This window comes from Vibrio japonicus (genome assembly GCF_024582835.1).
In the GTDB taxonomy this organism is placed as follows: domain Bacteria; phylum Pseudomonadota; class Gammaproteobacteria; order Enterobacterales; family Vibrionaceae; genus Vibrio; species Vibrio japonicus.
In genome coordinates, this window is the sequence record NZ_CP102096.1 from 1,713,152 (window position 1) to 1,732,604 (window position 19,453).

12 protein-coding genes and 1 tRNA gene are annotated in these 19,453 nt (G+C 42.3%); 5 read left to right on the forward strand and 8 right to left on the reverse strand.

Features of this window, described 5'->3' with window-relative positions; genetic code table 11:
- The first annotated feature begins 2 nt into the window (after positions 1–2).
- Together dndD and dndE are read left to right on the forward strand one after the other, a co-directional pair.
- A complete protein-coding gene (gene dndD / locus NP165_RS08135; RefSeq protein WP_257083477.1) occupies positions 3–2,012 on the forward strand; it encodes a DNA sulfur modification protein DndD in 2,010 nt (669 codons plus the stop codon).
- A complete protein-coding gene (dndE, locus tag NP165_RS08140; RefSeq protein WP_257083478.1) occupies positions 2,012–2,359 on the forward strand; it encodes a DNA sulfur modification protein DndE in 348 nt (115 codons plus the stop codon). The genes dndD and dndE overlap by 1 nt, the downstream gene beginning before the upstream one ends.
- A 49-nt stretch (positions 2,360–2,408) precedes the next feature.
- Here the strand turns inward: dndE and NP165_RS08145 are convergent, their stop codons facing one another.
- The 6 genes from NP165_RS08145 to NP165_RS08170 form a co-directional block, all read right to left on the reverse strand.
- Complete coding sequence (locus NP165_RS08145) at positions 2,409–4,211, reverse strand: AIPR family protein (RefSeq protein ID WP_257083479.1); 1,803 nt, start codon at positions 4,209–4,211, stop codon at positions 2,409–2,411.
- Positions 4,212–4,244: 33 nt separating this feature from the next.
- The gene (dptH, locus tag NP165_RS08150) at positions 4,245–9,380 is read right to left on the reverse strand and encodes a DNA phosphorothioation-dependent restriction protein DptH (protein ID WP_257083480.1); all 5,136 of its coding nucleotides are present in this window, start codon (positions 9,378–9,380) and stop codon (positions 4,245–4,247) included.
- On the reverse strand, positions 9,361–10,701 hold the full coding sequence (dptG, locus tag NP165_RS08155; protein WP_257083481.1) for a DNA phosphorothioation-dependent restriction protein DptG: 1,341 nt from the start codon (positions 10,699–10,701) through the stop codon (positions 9,361–9,363). Before dptG ends, dptH begins: the two co-directional genes overlap by 20 nt.
- A 1-nt stretch (position 10,702) precedes the next feature.
- Positions 10,703–12,301 carry a DNA phosphorothioation-dependent restriction protein DptF gene (dptF, locus tag NP165_RS08160; protein ID WP_257083482.1) on the reverse strand — a complete coding sequence of 533 codons (1,599 nt, stop codon included), beginning with the start codon at positions 12,299–12,301 and terminating at the stop codon, positions 10,703–10,705.
- A gap of 322 nt (positions 12,302–12,623) precedes the next feature.
- Positions 12,624–12,711 (reverse strand) — tRNA-Ser (locus tag NP165_RS08165).
- 217 nt (positions 12,712–12,928) lie between these two features.
- Positions 12,929–15,127 (reverse strand): hybrid sensor histidine kinase/response regulator, encoded by a 2,199-nt coding sequence (locus tag NP165_RS08170; protein ID WP_257083483.1) that lies wholly within the window; start codon positions 15,125–15,127, stop codon positions 12,929–12,931.
- Positions 15,128–15,254: 127 nt separating this feature from the next.
- Here NP165_RS08170 and NP165_RS08175 point away from each other — a divergent pair, with 127 nt between their 5' ends.
- The 3 genes from NP165_RS08175 to NP165_RS08185 all read left to right on the forward strand — a co-directional run bounded on the left by NP165_RS08175 (position 15,255) and on the right by NP165_RS08185 (position 17,082).
- Positions 15,255–15,824: a UPF0149 family protein gene (locus NP165_RS08175; protein WP_257083484.1), complete on the forward strand. Its 570-nt coding sequence runs from the start codon at positions 15,255–15,257 to the stop codon at positions 15,822–15,824.
- A 214-nt stretch (positions 15,825–16,038) separates the two neighbouring features.
- On the forward strand, positions 16,039–16,491 hold the full coding sequence (locus tag NP165_RS08180; RefSeq protein ID WP_257083485.1) for a hypothetical protein: 453 nt from the start codon (positions 16,039–16,041) through the stop codon (positions 16,489–16,491).
- 117 nt (positions 16,492–16,608) lie between these two features.
- Entirely contained in the window at positions 16,609–17,082 is a 474-nt protein-coding gene (locus tag NP165_RS08185; protein ID WP_257083486.1) for a copper chaperone PCu(A)C, read from the forward strand.
- Positions 17,083–17,193: 111 nt separating this feature from the next.
- On the opposite strand, the gene NP165_RS08190 is transcribed toward NP165_RS08185, so the two are convergent.
- Entirely contained in the window at positions 17,194–18,234 is a 1,041-nt protein-coding gene (locus NP165_RS08190; RefSeq protein WP_257083487.1) for a potassium channel family protein, read from the reverse strand.
- A 107-nt stretch (positions 18,235–18,341) separates the two neighbouring features.
- Entirely contained in the window at positions 18,342–19,403 is a 1,062-nt protein-coding gene (nadA, locus tag NP165_RS08195; RefSeq protein ID WP_257083488.1) for a quinolinate synthase NadA, read from the reverse strand.
- Positions 19,404–19,453 lie beyond the last annotated feature (50 nt).

A 19,453-nucleotide genomic window follows, 5' to 3' on the forward strand; every position in this document is an offset into this window, starting at 1 on the left:
AAATGTTAATTACAAAACTAACTCTCAATAACTTTCGAGTGTTCCGCGGTGTACATGAAATCGACTTACGCCCAGCACCTGCTCGTCTAAGTAAAAATGGACCTATCGAAGGCACTGAACGACCTATTATTTTGTTTGGCGGTTTAAACGGTGCAGGTAAAACGTCGATCCTAACCGCTGTACGTTTAGCTCTATTTGGGCGTCAATCTTTTAGCCAAGTCCTTTCCAATGGCGAATATGTTGAAGCTCTATCTGAGCTTATTCACAAAGGTGTAGGTCATGGTGGCGTGCAGGATAACGCATCGATTGAACTTGAGTTTAAATATAGCCAAAACGGCGAAGAAAATACCTACAAAGTCATTCGTGGTTGGAAGCGTGGTAAGAAAGATAGCCTCTGTCTTGAAAAAGACGGGACACAAATATCTGAACTCAATTATGACCAGTGCCAAGGTTTTCTAAATGAACTCATTCCGACAGGAATCGCTGACCTATTCTTCTTTGATGGTGAGAAAATAGCGGATCTGGCAGAAGATGAATCAGGCAAGGTATTAAAGACCGCTGTCCGTCGGCTACTAGGCTTAGATGTAATAGCTAAACTTAAGAGCGACTTAAATATCTTCTTGAAAAAACAAGGGGCTAGCACTCTAAGTCACTCTCTTAAAGAAGAAATGGAGGGCCTGGAGAAGTTTCGCATCCAACATGAGAGAGAAGCAGATAAACTTCGCTTCGAAGCTGGTGAAGTAGTAAAACAAATTGTACACACTACTTCAGATATACAGATTTTGGAGAGTAAACTATCTCAAAACGGCGGAGCTTGGGCAAAGACAAGAGAAGATGAACAGAAAAAAGTAGATAGCCTTCTCAAAGAAAAAGTGGAACTTGAGAAACAAATTCGCATGGAAATGGAGACAAGTCTTCCATTCGCACTAGCACCTAATGCGATGCAACGTCTTCAAACTCAGATCAAGCAAGAACAACAGATTAAGAAGAAGCAGAACTTTGGTAATGAGCTGGACTCATTCTTAGAAACACTACGTTCGAAGTACCCAAGTTTTGATACAGAGATGGCTCAACACGCTATTGCTGATAGTTTTAAGGCGCACGTAGGTGAGCTTGATTCTGCCGAGCTACTTTTAGATATCTCTGATCGACAAGCGAATACCATTGATTATCAGCTTACAAACCTATCTAAAGAATCTTTCGCACGTTTTGATGAGGCAAGAGTACGCCTTCAGGAAGTAGAGGAAGAGATCGATAACGCGTCAAACAACATTGCGCGAGCTCCTGAACAAGAACAAGTGCAAGAGCTGTTCGCTGACGTTCGTGCGTTAGATAAGAAAAAAGAAAAGCTGATTATCGAATACCATGATTTGCTTGAGAAAGCGAAAAGTGAATTACGACTGGCTCTTGAAACGGCTCGCCAAATTCAGAAGCTCCACGATAAGAATAAAGATCAATCCAATAAAGATCAGAGCATCAGTAATGCTCAAAACTCTATCTTATTGCTAGAAAAATTTGGTGAGCAGCTTACTAAGGCACGTGTCAATCAGTTAGAAAACGAGTTTCTTCAGTCATACAAAAAACTCGCTCGTAAAGAAGACTTGCAATTATCTGCTTCCATCAATCCTGCCACCTTTGATGTTGAGTTGGTGGATGATCACGGCATCAAAATTAACCGTAAAGCAATGTCTGCTGGTGAAAAACAGATCTATGCTATCTCTATTTTAGAAGCGCTTGGTCGTACATCTGGTCGCAAGCTTCCTATTATTATCGATACGCCATTAGGTCGCTTAGACTCACATCACCGTGACAAATTGGTAGAAAATTACTTCCCTACTGCCAGCCATCAGGTTGTGATTCTCTCAACAGATACAGAGATCGATAGAAACTACACCAGCCTTATCCAAGACGATATTGCTCGTACTTATGAAATTTGTTTTGACGGGGCAACCAAGTCTTCGACGTTGAAAGAAGGTTACTTCTGGAGAGAAACTACCAAGGAGGCAGTGTAATGCTACCTAATCGTATGAACCTGTCTCGTTCAACAGAAGAACAGCTCAAGAAATTAAAAGGCTATACTGGCATAACACCAAACGTGTCCGCTCGTATCGCCTTTTTCCGCTCAATTGAAAGTGATTTCCGCTACCGCGGTCAAGAAGCTAAACTAGACGGTTCACTTGTGTTAGATAAATATACTTGGCTCGGTGAGACTAGCGATGTTACTGAGTTAGTTTTGAAGATGTACTACCCAGAGCTTGATAGTAAAGACTACCAACAAGCTTGGGCAGCACATGTTGAAGATGGGATTGCTTCGATTAGAAACCACAAATTTTTGTCGCATCTTTCAAAATCACTTTAAATAAATGTGTCCCCGGAATTAATATTCCGGGGATTCTTTCATATTTTTATTAGCTGACTTTGGGGAAATATTGCTCTATAGCAGTTTTTATTTTTGCGCCCTTGTAGAAATTTAGCATATTATTATCATTTTGGAAGCTATCTTTAAAACCTTCTTCTCTAATCCAATTTTCAAAATCAATCCAACTTATCATTATATCTTCAACGACAACCGTTAAATTTGAGCGAATCTCATCGAGTGAATATTTAGAAAACACTGCAGAAATAACTGCATATTTACCGTACCTAAATGCGCTTCCAAATTTAGACACACTATACTTATCATCCGATGTGCGATGTTGCTTCTCCATATCTTTCAAGTTTAGTAGAGCTTTAACAGCATATATGTAGGATTCATACTTTTCGCCATCAGATAAAAAACTATCAACGCCATCACTACCAAACAACAGCTTCTTGCTGCCGCTTCTAGCCAAGCCCGGCTCAATAATAGATGCAAAACAACATCTAACGAGATCATCTCTCTTGATGAGCATACTTCTATCTAAATAACCTTTAGCGATACCATCTCCAAACTCCCCCCTTTTTCTTTCATAGTACAGGCCTGAGTGCTTAAATGCATATTTCTGAAAACTAACCTGGCTCTCCTGGTTTGCTTTTCTGTCCGCATCATCAATAGGGTTTTGTCGATTGGTAGCTTGACTAACATTTTCTACTATTTTTAAATGTTCAGGAAGAAACCCTGAGAGTTTGTCTTCATCATCATCTTCTTCATCAGTCTCAAAAGAAATAACTTTAACTAAGACTTCTTTACCATAAAAATACTCATTTTTTTTATCTTCGTCGCCTTCTACTTCTTCATAGATTTTGCTCAAAGTAAATGCTGTTTGCCCACCATTTATTATCTGTGGCAAGCTTATGGATAAAGAAGCTTTATTTTTCCTACCTGTCTTCTCAGTAAAATAGCAACCGCTACATACTATCGTTAGTCCATTGTTATAGAGAGCAAACTCATTATTCTTACTTTCTTTTAAAGTATTAACAATTTCACTGTTTACGGAGTTCTTTCGCATATCCAAGTAACTTCTAGGGTTATAGTGGAGTATGGCGTTTTTATATTTATTCATTATTTTTGCGATTTCAATAGTAGGAACAAATAACACCGTAATATTTGCATCTACGCTACCCAAGTCAGCATTGTATTGAATTCTAGGATGTTGAGAGTTAGACAAATCAATACTAACCTCAAGATCATCTCGGCTATAGTAATTACCGCTAACTACAGGATATACAAGTTCATCGTATGCCAAATTGAAATCAATAACTTTACTTTCATAACCACCCGTAAGTTTTTCTAACTTATTTTTATCGTATTTACAATTGGCTAAAACAATTACGTTATATTCATACTTGGCTTTATGCTTCAATTTATCAAGTGCGTCTTGGAACCCCTTAACTTTGCCATTGTATTTGTTACCATTTTCACAATTTTTTTCACCGTCAAGAATACGAGTTATATCCATCTTTAACAGTTCATCGATTTCAATCTCTTTTGATTCAAAGTTTTTCTTATTATGTCTGAATTTAGATTGTATTATGTTAATAGACTTACTGTCTGTATCAATATAGTACGCATCAATACCACCATCATTTGAACCGTCCAGTATCAGCAACTCTCTCTCAAGAAAGTCTAACATACCAAACTTAGCCATGAGATAGAGATGTATATATGCTCGAGATCTAGCTTGCTCTAGTTTTTTGTCATCATCGACACTGTATAGTTTCTTATATTTAGCCGGAGCTTCAGAAATAATCTTATCTAGAATATTAATAAGAGTACTATATTTACTATCCATTAAACGTAACCTTTAGTTTAATTTTAATTATTTTTATAACTCCCAAAATGCTCTATCTCGCATCTTGACTATCTTCTTCGCGCCATCAATGTATAGGCTGTAGTGCTTCTCTAGCTTGTTGATGGTTTCCATCAGCTTCTCTTGCTCAGCTTTTTCGTTTACACCAAACATAGCTTTTAGCTCTTGTGGGCGGATCTTCGCGACGCGATGGATTACCCAAGTAAGCACATAGCTAGAATAATCGTTCTCACCAGTTTGGAAGTGCGTAATGTCTTGTGTAGACAGAATCACACCAACACCATACTCACGACCTTCTTTTAAGATCTTGCGCAAACTTGGGAAGTTTTGAGACATGAAGTTATCCGCTTCATCCACCAAGATCATCTTGGTGATTTGTCGGAAATCGCCTTGTACTTCTGGCTTACCCTTCTTCTGCATTTGTGAGTAGAACAAATCCAGTGTTAATGCCACTACGAGGTTTTGAATCTCTGATGGGTAACCTGCCAACTCAACAACTGTAATACTATCAACAAGATCGTAAAGGCTCATACACTTGGTGTTGTCATCTTCGAAAATCTCTAGTTCGTATAGGCTTTCAAGTGCCGCGTATAACGAATCTTCATCTGGATCAGTTTCAATAAACAAGTCCCATACTTGTGAGATTGTTGGTGCTGATTTTGTCCAAGTGCTTGGATCCGCTTTGCGAATACCAGCCAACTCATAAGCTTCACCCACCAGCTTACGCAGACGTAGTTGCTGTTTTTGTCCTAAGCCAAAAGCTTTACCCATGGTTTCAGAGAAGCCGCGCGCGGTGTGCACAGGCAACATTGGCGTATCACCAAACAAACTCAGTGGATTGTATGGCAGTTTATGAAGGTTAAACTTCTTACCCGCTGTCGCTTGTTGGAACTTATCGTCTACATAATCAGATTTGTAGTCGAAAATAAGCATGCCAATTGGCGCACCGTTTACGTTGTCTGCCCGATTGCGATAAAGCTGTGTAATCACTGATTTAGTGAACTGAGTTTTACCCGTACCCATAGTGCCTATGATACCAGTGTTGGTATTCATAAACTTAGCCGTATTGGTTGGTTCCCAGTTCAGCGGTGCTTGCGTCAAAGCATTGTGACCAAAGAGCACATTTAAGTTAGTGCCCGATGGTTGTGACTTGAAGGTATCTACTGCTTCAGCACCTTGCACCGAAATGTCTTTCTCCGGAGCTGTTTGTCCTTCTTCTACATCAGAGCAACCCTCTTCAGCTTCAGTGTTTAACTCAATCTCAGAGTCAGCTGTTTCTTGGTTTACGTTTTCACTCGTAACATCTGTTTGGCTGTCGACTTCGAGCACTTCTGCTTGAGTTTTTCCACCTAGGACATATTCGGTCGGTACGTGACATAACTTGACGATATCTAACTCGTTAAGCACATCTTGAAGTGGCGTTTCTACCAAACGAGGAAGCAAGCCCATCGGAAGGTCGACTTTTAGCACGCCTTCCAACATTTGGTATTCTGGTTGCAAGCAACTTGCGCCCTCAAGATGACTGACAACAAATCCATCTGGGTAATCAGCAACTTTTGCTAGCGAGTAATCGCCTTTCAGCCACTCTTCTTTGTTGTCTAGCAGTGCGTCAAAGTAGTCTGGAGCGAACACGTTGTACAAGCGGTACTTGTCTACCTGCATGAGCACTTGACGCATGAACAGACCACGGTAAAGCTTGCTTGCAAGGTTGTCATTGCCAAGCAGATCTTCGCTCAGGTAACGCAACAACTCTTTTGATTGCTTAATTGCTTTTTTGTAGTCAGGAATTGAGCCTGTTTTTACTTCCACTGGTAGCAAATACATGTCTTGCCCTTTAAAGCCTACGAGCAATACATCATCAGAAATCTCACCTTTTTTGTAACCATGAACGTTGCGCGAGAATTCACTGTCTGACATTTTCAGGCCGATGTTACCTGAGACACGGATCATTTCTGCCACAGAAAGCGGAACCCAGGTAATGTCTGAGTTGTGAACTAAGCTGGTTACAAACTTATAAGCACCAATAACACCTTTGCGCTCTTTGTTGATGGTTGGCGCGCAGGTCATCATCTTCAACAGCCAATCACCGTTGAATGCGTTGAATTCATTGATCTGGCCACCATCACCTTGCTTGATGACCTTTTCAAACAGACCACGCTGAGCAGTAACAGTTATCGCATCATAGCTGGATGAGCTGGTGTACTGATCGGAATAGTGAATCAAAACGACATCTTCGTTGCTATGGAAGAAATCCAATGTCACTTTGGGATCAATGATGATAGTCCAAATAGAGCTGTCGTATGATCGCTCTAGAAGACCTTTGAAATCTTCACTCACTGCAAGCGCAACCGCGTTTGCACCGTGATACTGCGTGTTTGGTTTTAACGCAGGTTTGAGTAAAGCACCAACGTATTTAGCCATCATCAGGTGGGGATGATCTTGATAATCCGTTCCCTTCAAACCAAAGCCAGTAAAGTAAGAGCCAGATTTACTCTCAGACGCGTCACCCGTTAATAGACCATCACATGCAATACCAGAAGCCATGTCTTCGATTGCAATGTCTGAACAATCCACTTTGTCGTTGTTACGGAAGAATGAGAGGTGCGCGTATGACTGACCGTCTTTATTCGCCTGCTCATTAGTAAACTTGCTGTAGGTTAAACGAGTGCGAAGGATATCAATAATGGTATCCGCCACTTCACGTACTTTACCTTTACTCAGCTCTAACCACTCTTTCAGTTCATCGTAATTTGCTGTTTCTGCAAAGCGGTCAAACGCATTAAACGTGAGTTTGTCATCATAAAGGTTGATGTGAATCGAAGCCGCTTGCTCTTGATTGCTACGTATGTAATCCACTAGCCCCATAAACAGTTCTTCAGCGCTGTCTTGATTCACTGCGTTAATGATGATGCTCTTTTCAGAACCTGTGAATAATTGACTAAATGCGGTTTGGAACTCGTCGATTTTCTCTTTAACCAACTTACGAACGAAAGTGAGTGAGCTCTTCTCTTGTGGCACACACTTAATCCAGAAGGCGTTTTCTTTCACTTGTTGGTTGTAAGCAAACTCATGCTGAGGATGATAAACATATGGCAACAAGCCTTTTGGTGATAGGCGCTCAAACGTCACATCTGGCAAGCTAGCGAAACTTTCATCTTCACGAATCACTCTGCGTAGATTTAGGTAGTAAGCCAAGATTAACGGGTGGAATGGAGAGTAATATTCTTCACCTTCAGATTTAACCAAACCAATTTGCAGCGCGGCTTTTTGCTCTTTGGTCAGCATACTTCCCGTCGGGATCGCTTCAAAATAAGCAAGACTTGCATCTACTACATTTTGTGCAAGCGTCGTGAAATCATCCCCCCAAGAAGCTAAGGATGGCGTACTACGGCGCTGTTCAAGATAATCATACAATTCGACATAGGATGAATGCATAGCGTCATCAATGGCTTGTACATCACCCAACTTGATTGTGTCAGAGTCAGAAATAGACACGACTTTGTCATTGATGAACGCCTCTTCCCAGCGCAGCAGTTTTAGACGAACACCAGGTACAACAAATTCGCTGTTATCGATGCCAACTTTACCTTTTGGGGAGTAAAACTCACCGTTGTATTCATCTTTGAATAACTTATGGTAGCGGCCTCGGTTGAGTAACAATGGCAAGCTCAACGAGTCTGTCGCTACTGCACCTTCAACATTGAACTTAAGCTGGTTGTCGCCTGATTTAACAGCGAAGTCAATCTCATCCGCTTCATTGGCCAGCGCCTCAAAGTCCACCAGCGAGTGTTCTGCTACGTCTACGACTTGTTTTGCATCCGTCAAAGAACAAGTCGTACCCTCTTCAGCTCGAATCTGAAGCTTGTTCTCTTCCATGTTCAAGGTTAAACGCTGCTTAGCAGGCGCTGGCTCGATCAAGAAGATGTTTTTGAATGGCTCAATGTAAAATTCACCCTTGCGAATAACGAGACAGCGGAAGTTATAGACCTCAGACTTGTTCTCGCGCTTGAGCGCTAGGTTGAAGAACAACGGTTCGTTGTTGTATGTGCCTTTCAAGCTTGCTCGGGTCGTCTTCAGGCCATTCAGCGTTGAAATCACTTCTTGATTACCAAGCGCTTTAGCTGGTTGAATTTTAAACTGGATCTTTTCTAGATTGCTTGCACCTTGGAAAATCAACTTCAATTCAAAGTCATTGACGCCTTCATCAAGCTCAATAATAAGGTGGCGATCACGCATACCAGCTTTAGTTTCTGCACGGTTGCGCGCAGTAATGGTCATGCCTTCGCTAGCTTGCTCTTCTTCAAGGACAAGTTGCTGCTGTGCATTGCGTTTTTTCTCTTGCAGAAACGCTTCATACTCAACATCTTTCCACGCATCAGTTTCAGAGAAATTTTCGTTAATAAATTTTTCACCGAACGACTTCAAACGATCCTGAAGCTGATCACCGAAGTGTTCCACTTCAAAAGAAAGTTCTTCATAGAGTGCACGGTTGTCTTCCAAACGTTTTTTGATTTGTTTCGGGTTACCGCTCATCTCTGCAACGAGCGGATCTTCAAACATACCAAGTTCATTGAAGCGCAGTTCACCATCTTCAACAGCTTTGTATAGTGATTCAAAACCGAACATGGTCGCGCCATCTTCAAGGATCGCATCAAACTGGTCATCCAAAAGACAATTAGACACATCACGGCCTTTGTCTTGTTGATCAATCAGCCCTTTCATCGCCGCTTTGATCTTGCTTGGGCTCCACACCTGACCAAGCTGAGCCAGATCTTCTGCTGAGTTAATCAAGGTATCCAACAAGCTATTGTGAATTACCACCAGCGCGCAGCCCTTCAAGTAGCCTGACTGGCTTGCGACTTCATCACGTAGGTGAGAGATATAGTTTTCTGTAAAGCCTTGGTACTCAGCAGGATCTTCACTATGAATAACAGGTACGATCTTACAGTTAGACAACTGAATAAATGGCAGCTCGATACCGTTGCTCGCACTAATACTACTTTGTGAATGTGCAATCATCGCTTGGTACAAACGCACACTATTTTCGCTATCTGGTGACTTGAACTGATAACGGAAGCCTGCCTTGATGTGAGCTTCAGCATCAGCCAGAAACTGCTCGACTAGAAAGGTCTCAAATTGTTTTACGGACATAAACTGCGTCTCCACTATCACTCATGCGCTCGACGTTACCAATGCGCTCATAGAATTTAATTAATTCTTGTTCGGTTTGTTTATCAACGAAAATGCCACGTTGTTTAAATGCGGCAATCAGTTCGTGGAAACGGAGTTTGTCCTTTTCTCCAACAACAAGGTTGGTTAATAAAATGATGTAGTCTTGGTTAAGTACCAACACTCGACCACTGCGGCCTCGGCTTTGAATAAAGTGAGCAGCAAGATACTTTTCTACTTCAGAAACGTATTTTTTGTTGATGTTGAATCGCTCGCCGATACTAAACTGTGCCATGGCTAACTTCATGATGTTGCCAAGCCAGTCCAGCGCAGATTCCGATTCATCAAGTGATGTATCAAGTCCACGCTGTGCTTTAAATGCTCGAGCAAAGTTCTCTAAGTCGCTCTTTAGGTGTTCGTAGCGGGATTCTTGAATACCCTTTGAAATCGCCCACAATGGTATTTTGGCAGCGCTCTTGTCACCCATGCCTGGCTGGAGAAGTTCTAGCATTGTCAACATTGGGAACAAACGAGTTGCCGATTCATTGAAAAGCTTGTAACCGTGATTTTTGATGTGCGTACGCTCATTGCTAGCACGCTCATGATCCATGATGAAGTACAACGGCTTGGCTGTTGGCTCCTCACCAGAGCGCCAATCTGTGAGCGATAGGCTTAACTGAGCGGTGTAAGCAAAACCGTAAAAAGACAAAAACGATTCGATTTCACTTAATAGGTACTTAGGTCGACTTGCCAAAAACTTCAAATCATCACGAAATGCTTTAGATAGGTATGGCAAGTATGGATGCTCACTTGCTTGCATCGATGAATCGCTTTTCATCTTGTCACGCAGAGTTGAAAGCATCTCTCGTTCGATAAAGTTGAGTTTTGCGTCAAACTCTTCGACACGCATGTTCTGAAGTAAGTTGGTAAACATAGAAGCAACACGAGAGTCACCTGCTACAAACTCACCTTTTTGCGCACGAAATAGCAAAAGCTCAGGACTCACAGAGAAGATGTCTTTGTTATCAAAGTACATCTCTCGTAGTACTTCCCAAAACTCTTCTTCGCCTAATTTCTCTTCAAACGCAGACTGACAATCAGAGACAAAATCTTCGTATTTGTAGCCTTCAATCTTCTTACGTAATAACCCACGCAATACAAGGCCAATCACCGCATCGCTATCAAAGTCATTACCTTTGGTACGAATTGGCAAATAACTGTTCAAGCTGTTTTTATTGGGTACGTCTTCCGCCGTTTGTGGCAACTTCGGATTAAACGGTTTGATGTATTTATCCATTGTCATCTTAAATACCACTCACTTCGAAATACTCGTCATCTTCATTGACGATCTTGTAGCGCTTATCATTTTTCAGGATAAACAGGGTGTTCTTCTCGTTTGCAACAGTGATGATCTGTTCAATCACCTCATCTAGCAGAAGCACCGCGTTTTTATCGTGCTTGTTAGGTCGATACCCCTGGTTAATCTTTTCTAGCAATTCGAGTAAGTTAATACTTATTGGCATTGGAAGCAGTGCGTTATCATCAGCACGGATGTGCGCATTGAAAGAACCAATTTTGCCAACACCTTGAGTTTTGATAGCTGTAAAATCAGGTTTCACCTCAAGCTCTGCTGCGGTTTTAAAACCGTTGTATTCTGAGATAAAAAATTGGTCTTTATCGAGCGTTGGAGAGTTACGATTACAGTAACGATGAATCGCCGAAATTAGGATGTCTTTATAGAACTTGTTTAACTCTTTTTTCTGTTTACCAGAACCATCAAACTCACGGTGAAGCAGCCAAGTATTCGCGTACTGATTCACTAAAGAGTTATCGAAGTCGACTTTTAAGTCGTTAATGTATTTATTTGCAAACTGCTCTTCATCTTTGAGCAAGTAAACCATACGAAGGTAAGAAGCAGCATTTGACACATCAAATACACCGAGCGGTTTCACTTGTTCTTTCAACTGAGTAAAACCATCTTCTTCAATGCCTAAACCAAATTGCAGAACAAACTCATCAATCTTGCGAGTATGAATATTGCTTGGGTCAAAGCTCTGAATATGCTCTAGCAATTCGTTATCCGCACCGGAGAACAAGTTGTCGAACAGGTAACCTTCTTCCATAGCTAAGATCTGGAAGACAAAATCCAGTAAAGCACGAGCTGTTAAAAATTGGTCTTTGATCAAACGCGCTTTGAGTAACAGAGCGATAATGTTCTTTTGAACGGACTCCAACCCCAATAAAGCGTAGTTTGCAGTCAGTACGCTGTGACCAGATTTTTTCACTTCACTGTCGTAGAGCGCATAAAACGGGTTATCTAAAGTTGGCTCAGTTAAGCGAGCAAGAAATTGAGCGGCAAAATCGGATGTGCTTACTTCATGGCCAAGAGTAAATTTCGGATACTGTTCGAAATCTAGAAATGTATGGTTTGCTGGAATGTCGTCCGATTGATTTTCCAGAAAAGCCTTTATTGACGCTTTCACATCGTTATGTTGGTCAGCACCTTCCTCAGCATAGTTACCCAACATACCAATATTAATGCCAACAACGAGTGGCTTGTCATTTCCTTTGAACTGTGTGAATCTCTCATCTAGAGCTTGAATAGCCGTCTCGCTAGGGTTGAAGCTGTGTGTCGCATCAAGATGAAAATCGTGCGTTGCTTTATGTTTTTGGCTGTATTGAGTCAAAATTTCCGATTTACCATCGCCACTACTGCCACACAAAAAGATGATTTCGTCTTTTTTCGCAGACAGAAGCACTTGCTTAAAATCAGATTCTATATCGGTTTTGATGTAAATATGGCTTTTGTATTTAGTCAGTACGTCATGATTTGGCTCTCTTTCCGTGCTTACCGCATAGGGTGAAGATTTAGAGAGAATACTGAGAGCTCGAGCTAGATTCAAAAGATGTCCTGCCACGTCTGGTTATATATGCATACGGTATATGCTACCAAGGCTTCGAGTTCTCACAAACTGTTAAATAAACCATTTAACTATTTATCCTGTTTGACTCACATTACGAAATAAATGTTAAACGCAGAATTGAAGCATTTTTAATGCTATTAGTTTTTTGTAGTTTAGGATGAAGAGCGGACTTGAGTGCCAATCTATAAAACTAATTAGCTTACTTCTCTCGATTAACTGAATTGAACAATTTTAATTTTGACAAGAATTAGTTTATTTAGGCACAAAAAAAGACGCCCTAGGACGTCTTTCTTCAAGAATGTGGCGGTGAGTGAGAGATTCGAACTCTCGATACGTTGCCGTATACACACTTTCCAGGCGTGCTCCTTCAGCCACTCGGACAACTCACCGAATCAAATTGTGGTTGGTATTGCGAACCAACGAGGCGCTAATTTAATGATTCTACTGGGTTAGGTCAAGCTTAATCCCTAAAAAATCCTGACTTATCGGTTTGTTTGCTCACTATGTGACTAATCAGCTGACGATTCAACCAAACTGCTTGGTTCGCCTAAGGTCGATTTATTCTCTACATGATCTTTAGCTCTCATACTAGCTTGGGAATCACATTCACGCGTGTAGGCGTTTATCTAAACGATCTTTGAACTGATAAAGCTGCTCTGAGAACTGCGAGAGCGCATCATCAAGCTCTATTTCGTCGATTGGCTTGGCAATAATCGAATCAACGCCAGCACTTTTCATGAGCGTTCGGGTCTCTGGAAAAACATCCGCTGTACAACCAAATATGAGCACTTTGCTCTGCTTTATTTGTAAAGATCGAATCGCTTGTGTCGCCTCAACGCCATCCATGACGGGCATATGGTGATCCATAAGTACGAGGTCATATTCCCCATTAGTCACGGCTTGGACTGCTTCCTTCCCATTTACTGAACATTCGCAGCTAAACCCTTTATGAGACAGCAGCGCGCTCAGAATCGCGGCATTGGTGCGGTTATCCTCAACGATTAACGCTTTAAGGCCAGTGTACCTATGACTGTTATGTGAACGGACCGTAGGTGCTGTTGCTTTGCATTGCTGCATTTTAATCGTGACTTCAAAGCAGCACCCTTCTCCCAAAGTGCTGGTCACACGAACTTCTCCCTCCATCAGTTCACACAACTGTTTGACAATCGCCAATCCTAACCCGGTTCCTCCAAAACGGCGTGTCGTAGAAGACTCTGCCTGTACAAAGGGTTTAAAGATTTTCTCTTGCGCGTCTTCAGGAATACCAATTCCCGTATCTGACACTTTGATTTGGAGGTAATCTTCATCGTTAATGCGCTGTTCACTAAAGTGCGCTTCTACGGTTCCCTCTGACGTAAACTTGACTGCATTGTTGAGTAAGTTAAACAGAATCTGACGCAGGCGTGCTTTATCAGAGCAATACCAACGATCTTCCGGCACGTCCGATATGACTTGGAACTCAAGCCCTTTTTCAGCACAGAGAGAAAAGTAAGTACTATGCAGGCTTCCAATGATTGAATCGAATGGGAAAGGGCTACTCTCTAGCTCTACTCTTCCCTGCTCGACTTTAGAGAAGTCTAAGATCTCGTTCAGCAACATCATCATATGATCACCAGACTCGTACAGTGAGCGTAATTGTCTGCGCTGGTTGTCATCTAATTGGGTTTTTAGCAGGATCTGCGCGGTCCCCAAAACACCATTCATCGGAGTTCTAATCTCGTGGGAAAGCGTGGCCAAAAATGCGCTTTTGGCTTGGGTCGAGGCAAGTGCTTTCTTTTTCTCTTCCTCTAAATAAACGGTTTTCTGATTAAATCTATCAATGAGTTGCTTAATTTCATCGTTGCTATTGTAGTTAATATCAATGATCCCCCCTTCTTTGGAATCATCGACCCTCTGCGCAATTAAAACGATTGGGGATATAAGGTATCTGTTGATAAAGAAGTATCCTAGCATCACGCAGATCAACATAATCGGCATCAAACCGGCTTCAACTTTGGAAACCACTTCATACACCTGATCATCAACAATCCGCTTTGCGTTGACCACATCCACATTCCAATTGAAGTTACCAAATGTATGCCGCCCAATGTGTTCACCATCTAAGCGTTTAAAATGGTGCTTTAGGATCACTTCTCCATAAGAATCCGTTAAGTACACGCCTAAGTCATACTCTTCCGCGTGATGACGAACAAAACCGACAAGCTCTTCTAACGACACATCAACCGTCGCAACGCCCGCAAACTGGTCGTTTATATAATAAGGTGCAGAGGCAGTAATCATTTGTACTTGAGTAAATGGGTCAACGTAAACACGAGACCAAGACACCGTGCCAGCAGGTGCATTGATAACGGACGTGTACCAATCTTCGTGGTCGTATCCGCCAGCTTCAGGAGAGTCATAAGAATAGATACGTTCGACTGTTCCATCGTCGGTGCGATTAAAGAACTGACTTGAGTAAGCAAGATCGGGCCTTTGTGAATAAGGGGCCGGCCATAACCCACCACTGACGGCGACACCTTCTGTCAGAGAAAACAAACTTTGTAGATGTTCTGCCTTACTACTTGGCGATTCATTACTGCTGCCAATGACGATAATGCTGTGCAGCAAACCCAATGAGCGATTAACGGGCGCTTGAATGTAGGATGAGATCAACTCGGTGCGTAAGTCTAGATTTCGTTCCAGTTGCTTCCGTGTTGGAGGCTCTACGACTAAATAACTGACTGTACCGATCAATGTAACAACCACAACTAGGTACAAGGCCAGCGCGAGCATGCTCTTTCGTTTTAGGGAAGATTGGATATCCATAGCCAACTGAATTTATATTGTTTATCAAAAATTATAGTGAATATTTAAACCCTTCAACCTTTTTATCGTTCACATCGCCTGTTACCATTGCTGCATCACAACTCATCGACATTTATGGTAAATCACTTTGACTCTACAAGAACTTCTCTCTCAACCAGAGTTACAAGACAAACTTATTAACGAAGCGAAAACGCGCGGTTTTGTAACGGCGATGGCCGCTGCGCCAAACCTGTTGGCTCCTCAAGAATGGCTTCCTTTCTTATGGGGAGGAGAAGAAGTCGCACCTTTTTCCGATGGTGAGCACCTAGAAACCTACATTGAACATATCATTGCGATGTGGAATGAGTACCGACCTGCGCTACTTGAAAACCGTTGGCAGTGGCCTTCTGAATGTGTGCTGGACGAAGAAGAAATTGTAAACGAAGCGGCACGCGACTTTTGTGAAGGTTTACTTCAAGGCTGGCAATTATCACGTGATGATTGGGAAACCATCATGCCGGAAGATAGCGAAGATAGCGCGCTATTAGGCGGTGTGTTGTTATCTTTGAGTATGCTTTACGATCCAGAAACATCAATCGCGACACTTGCTGAGCAAGGTATTGAGGGACTAGAGCAATTCGAAGAGATCTTTAACTCTATTCCAATGATGTTATGCGGTTTAACAATGCGTGGCGCTTCGCTCGCTAATGCAGAATAGCAATACCCAATGAAATCACTTTGATTAGTATAAAAGAGCCGCTGTTTTTATTCAGCGGCTTTCTTTTTGGATACTCTCTTTTTTTGAAGACTAAGGCTGTTGTTTCAACTGCAATAAGTTCACGCCAACATCACTTATTTATAAACACCGAGTTACATTTTGTTAGCGCACTTGCTAATATTCGCCCCCGCATTACATCTATTGCAGAAAATCGATGAGAAACGTTAGAAACAACAAGAGCATACATAAGGTGATGGCACTGTACGTCATTGCTGCTCTATTGTTTCAAATTTACCTCCTCGCCACCATGGTGCTGAACCCATCCCAAGTCCATAACGGAAACTGGCTGTCAGATGCGCAAGACGAGAAGATCCTCCTGTGTACTTCTGAGGGCTTTAAATGGGTAGATGTGAGCGAGTTAATTGAGGCGAATGATGATGAAACTGTCACCTTAGATAGTGTTCATGAGCCACTCAAATTTAGCTGCCCACTTTTAGATGTTTGCAAAATATCCGCCATCGTTGCTGCTTTAATACTGACAGCGATGACTCTTTGGCTTGCTCGTTTTTCCCCTACCATTCCAAACTATCAACATATTAGTTGCAGAAGGAATCTATACCTATCCATCGCTCCTAAACAGTCACCACCATTCTTTGTTTACGCATAAACAACGAATTATCCATTTGGCATACAAGCAAACACTATAATTTGCCAAACAAAAACTGAGTGTATTTCCACTTAAGTGGTTTAACTGATTTAGGAATAAATGATGAAAAAGTATTTAATGAAAAAGTCCCTTCAAACGTTCTCTCTTGCTCTTTGCGCGCTGTTTAGCTCAGCTTCTATTGCGCATGACTATCACAAAGGCAACATCCAGATTGATCACCCTTGGAGCCGAGAAGCCCCTCCTACAGCAACGGTAATCGCGGGATTTTTCCAACTTAAGAACAATTCTGACGTTGATGATTTCCTAATTGACGCAACGACACCCGTAGCAAAGCGAGTGGAGATTCACACTCACGAGATGGCTGACGGAATGATGAAAATGAAGCAGATAGACAGCGTGAAGATTACCGCGAAGCAAACAGAAATGTTCAAGCCTGGAGGCTACCACCTAATGATCTTTAATCCTGAAAAGGCGTACAAAGAAGGTGATCGTTTCCCAATGACGCTGACATTTAAGCACGCAGGAAAAGTCGAAGTTGAAATGGCGGTCGAGAAGAAAGGCCACGTACACGCGCACGCTCACACACACTAACTCAGCGCGTAACTGATGCCTCGTATAACGAGTGCTAGTCGTAATAACTAACGAAAAAAATGCCCCACTTCTCAACGAAATGGGGCATCTTCAAAACAAAAGAGAGTTGTGTTAGTTAGACGCCAACACACTCCAATCGAAGGCGTCCACGCGCTCATCCGCGATGTAAAAGATCTTACAGCCTGCTGGGATTTCCCGCTTTAACTCCGGGTTAAGCTCAATACCATTACCTGAATCTATCGCAATCAAAGTGGCTTGATACGCTTTCTTGATATGCGTGAACACCGCTTCCACTGTCGTTGAAGGTAACGCCTGAGGGTAGATGGTCGAATACTGCGTCATTCCACGCGTTGATGCGAGAAGTTCCTGATGCAAAGCACTTGAGCCGGGATCGACCGCCGCCTTCGCCAGCATTTCCGCGCCTACGGCAGGAATACATTCAGCTTTAGGACAATGTTGGCTCAATAACTGGCCCAACGCTTCGTCCTTAAAATAAGCCAATAGGTGCGCATTCGGGTTTATGTTTGCACAGTATAAAGAGGCAGAAAGCGTAATATCATCCTCTAAATTATCAACGATAATGCAATTTGCATCTGCAACGTTCGCCAGTTGCATTTGTTGGCTGTCGGTATAGCTGTTCACTCTGACGAACTCTATCTCTCCCGGCAGTGGATTTTCAATATCAGAACGACTGCAAAGTACAATTGGTCGCTTACCTTCTTCCTCATGCTGAAGCATACGAATTAAATGGATGGTGCGCTGACCATTCCAGCCAAGAATTAAAATATGGTTTTCCACTCGTACTCTCCGTTTCCCTAAAATGCCCGCTCGCCAATAATCGATGGCACCACTAGCAATACGTCCCAAAATGGCTGCAAAAAGACTTAAACCACCAGGAATAATAAACAAAACCACTATCCACTTCCCATAACCCGTTTGGGGAGAATAGTCACCGTAACCGACGGTTGAAGCAGTCACCATGAGATAGTAGATAAACGTCGATAGATTTTCCGTTAATGCGTCTTCACCTGCTAAATACAGCAAAACCCATGAAGCAACGAAATAAACTAAACTGATTAGGATCAGGTTTCGGTTACTCAGATGAAAAACGTTAGACGTTAACCATTTTTTGAAAAACAACCATACGGTCATACACTTACCACAGCAATTCCATTAAGTATCTGAAGTTAAATTATAAATCAGATAGAAAAAAACCAGCGACTGTTCGCTGGTTTTTGAATGTGATGTATTTCACTAAATTAGGCGTTGCCCTTAACTTGCATATTAAGCTCTTCAGCAAACTGCAACATACGGTTAAGAGGGATAAGCGATTTCACTCGAACCTCTTCATCGACGAAAATTTCGTGCTCTTTACCGCCATCTTGTAGTGCTGATTCAATCGCTTTAAGACCATTCATCGCCATCCAAGGGCAATGTGCACAGCTGCGACACGTCGCACCCGCGCCTGCCGTTGGCGCTTCAATTAACTCTTTCTCAGGCACAAGCTGCTGCATTTTAAAGAAAATGCCTTTATCCGTTGCAACAATCATTTTTTGCTGAGGGAGCTCTTTCGCCGCTTTGATTAGCTGACTAGTTGAACCAACGGCATCCGCGAGCTCAACCACACTGGCAGGTGATTCAGGGTGAACGAGGATAGCTGCATCCGGGTAAACTGACTTCATTTTACGCAGTGCATCTGCTGAGAATTCGTCATGCACCACACATTCGCCTTGCCACAGAAGCATATCTGCACCTGTTTTGTTCGCAATGTACGAGCCTAAATGACGATCTGGTCCCCAAATAATTGGCTTGTCTTCAGCATCCAGGTGCTCAACGATTTCAAGAGCAATACTTGATGTCACAACCCAATCAGCGCGTGCTTTAACAGCAGCAGAGGTGTTTGCATAAACCACAACCGTATGATCCGGATGCGCATCGCAAAACTCTGTGAACTTGTCTGCTGGGCAGCCTAAATCAAGAGAACACTCTGCTTCTAATGTCGGCATTAAAATGCGTTTTTCAGGCGTAAGAATCTTTGCTGATTCTCCCATAAAACGAACGCCAGCAATAATCAGCGTGCTTGCAGGGTGACGATTACCAAATTTCGCCATTTCTAGTGAATCACCAACAAAGCCGCCTGTTTCTTCAGCAAGTGCTTGAATTTCAGGATCAGTGTAATAATGGGCGATCAATACCGCGTCTCTTTCTTTCAGCAGCTTTTTAATGTTCGCGATGTGCGCTTGCTTTTCGCTGTCTGACAGAGGCGTTGGTTTTGGCGGAAATGGGTAAACTGTTTCGATTTTATCTAGTATATGGCTCATTGCTCTTGCTCTACGCAACTTCCAGTAATCTGGGTATTGTAACCCTAACC

What these genes read in the sequence shown, in the direction of transcription:
- NP165_RS08170 (WP_257083483.1), bottom strand. Translation starts at nt 15,127, where the DNA reads ATGGATATCCAATCTTCCCTAAAACGAAAGAGCATGCTCGCGCTGGCC.
- dndE (WP_257083478.1), top strand. Translation starts at nt 2,012, where the DNA reads ATGCTACCTAATCGTATGAACCTGTCTCGTTCAACAGAAGAACAGCTC.
- dptG (WP_257083481.1), bottom strand. Translation starts at nt 10,701, where the DNA reads ATGACAATGGATAAATACATCAAACCGTTTAATCCGAAGTTGCCACAA.
- nadA (WP_257083488.1), bottom strand. Translation starts at nt 19,403, where the DNA reads ATGAGCCATATACTAGATAAAATCGAAACAGTTTACCCATTTCCGCCA.
- dptH (WP_257083480.1), bottom strand. Translation starts at nt 9,380, where the DNA reads ATGTCCGTAAAACAATTTGAGACCTTTCTAGTCGAGCAGTTTCTGGCT.
- dndD (WP_257083477.1), top strand. Translation starts at nt 3, where the DNA reads ATGTTAATTACAAAACTAACTCTCAATAACTTTCGAGTGTTCCGCGGT.
- NP165_RS08180 (WP_257083485.1), top strand. Translation starts at nt 16,039, where the DNA reads ATGAGAAACGTTAGAAACAACAAGAGCATACATAAGGTGATGGCACTG.
- NP165_RS08145 (WP_257083479.1), bottom strand. Translation starts at nt 4,211, where the DNA reads ATGGATAGTAAATATAGTACTCTTATTAATATTCTAGATAAGATTATT.
- NP165_RS08190 (WP_257083487.1), bottom strand. Translation starts at nt 18,234, where the DNA reads ATGACCGTATGGTTGTTTTTCAAAAAATGGTTAACGTCTAACGTTTTT.
- NP165_RS08185 (WP_257083486.1), top strand. Translation starts at nt 16,609, where the DNA reads ATGAAAAAGTCCCTTCAAACGTTCTCTCTTGCTCTTTGCGCGCTGTTT.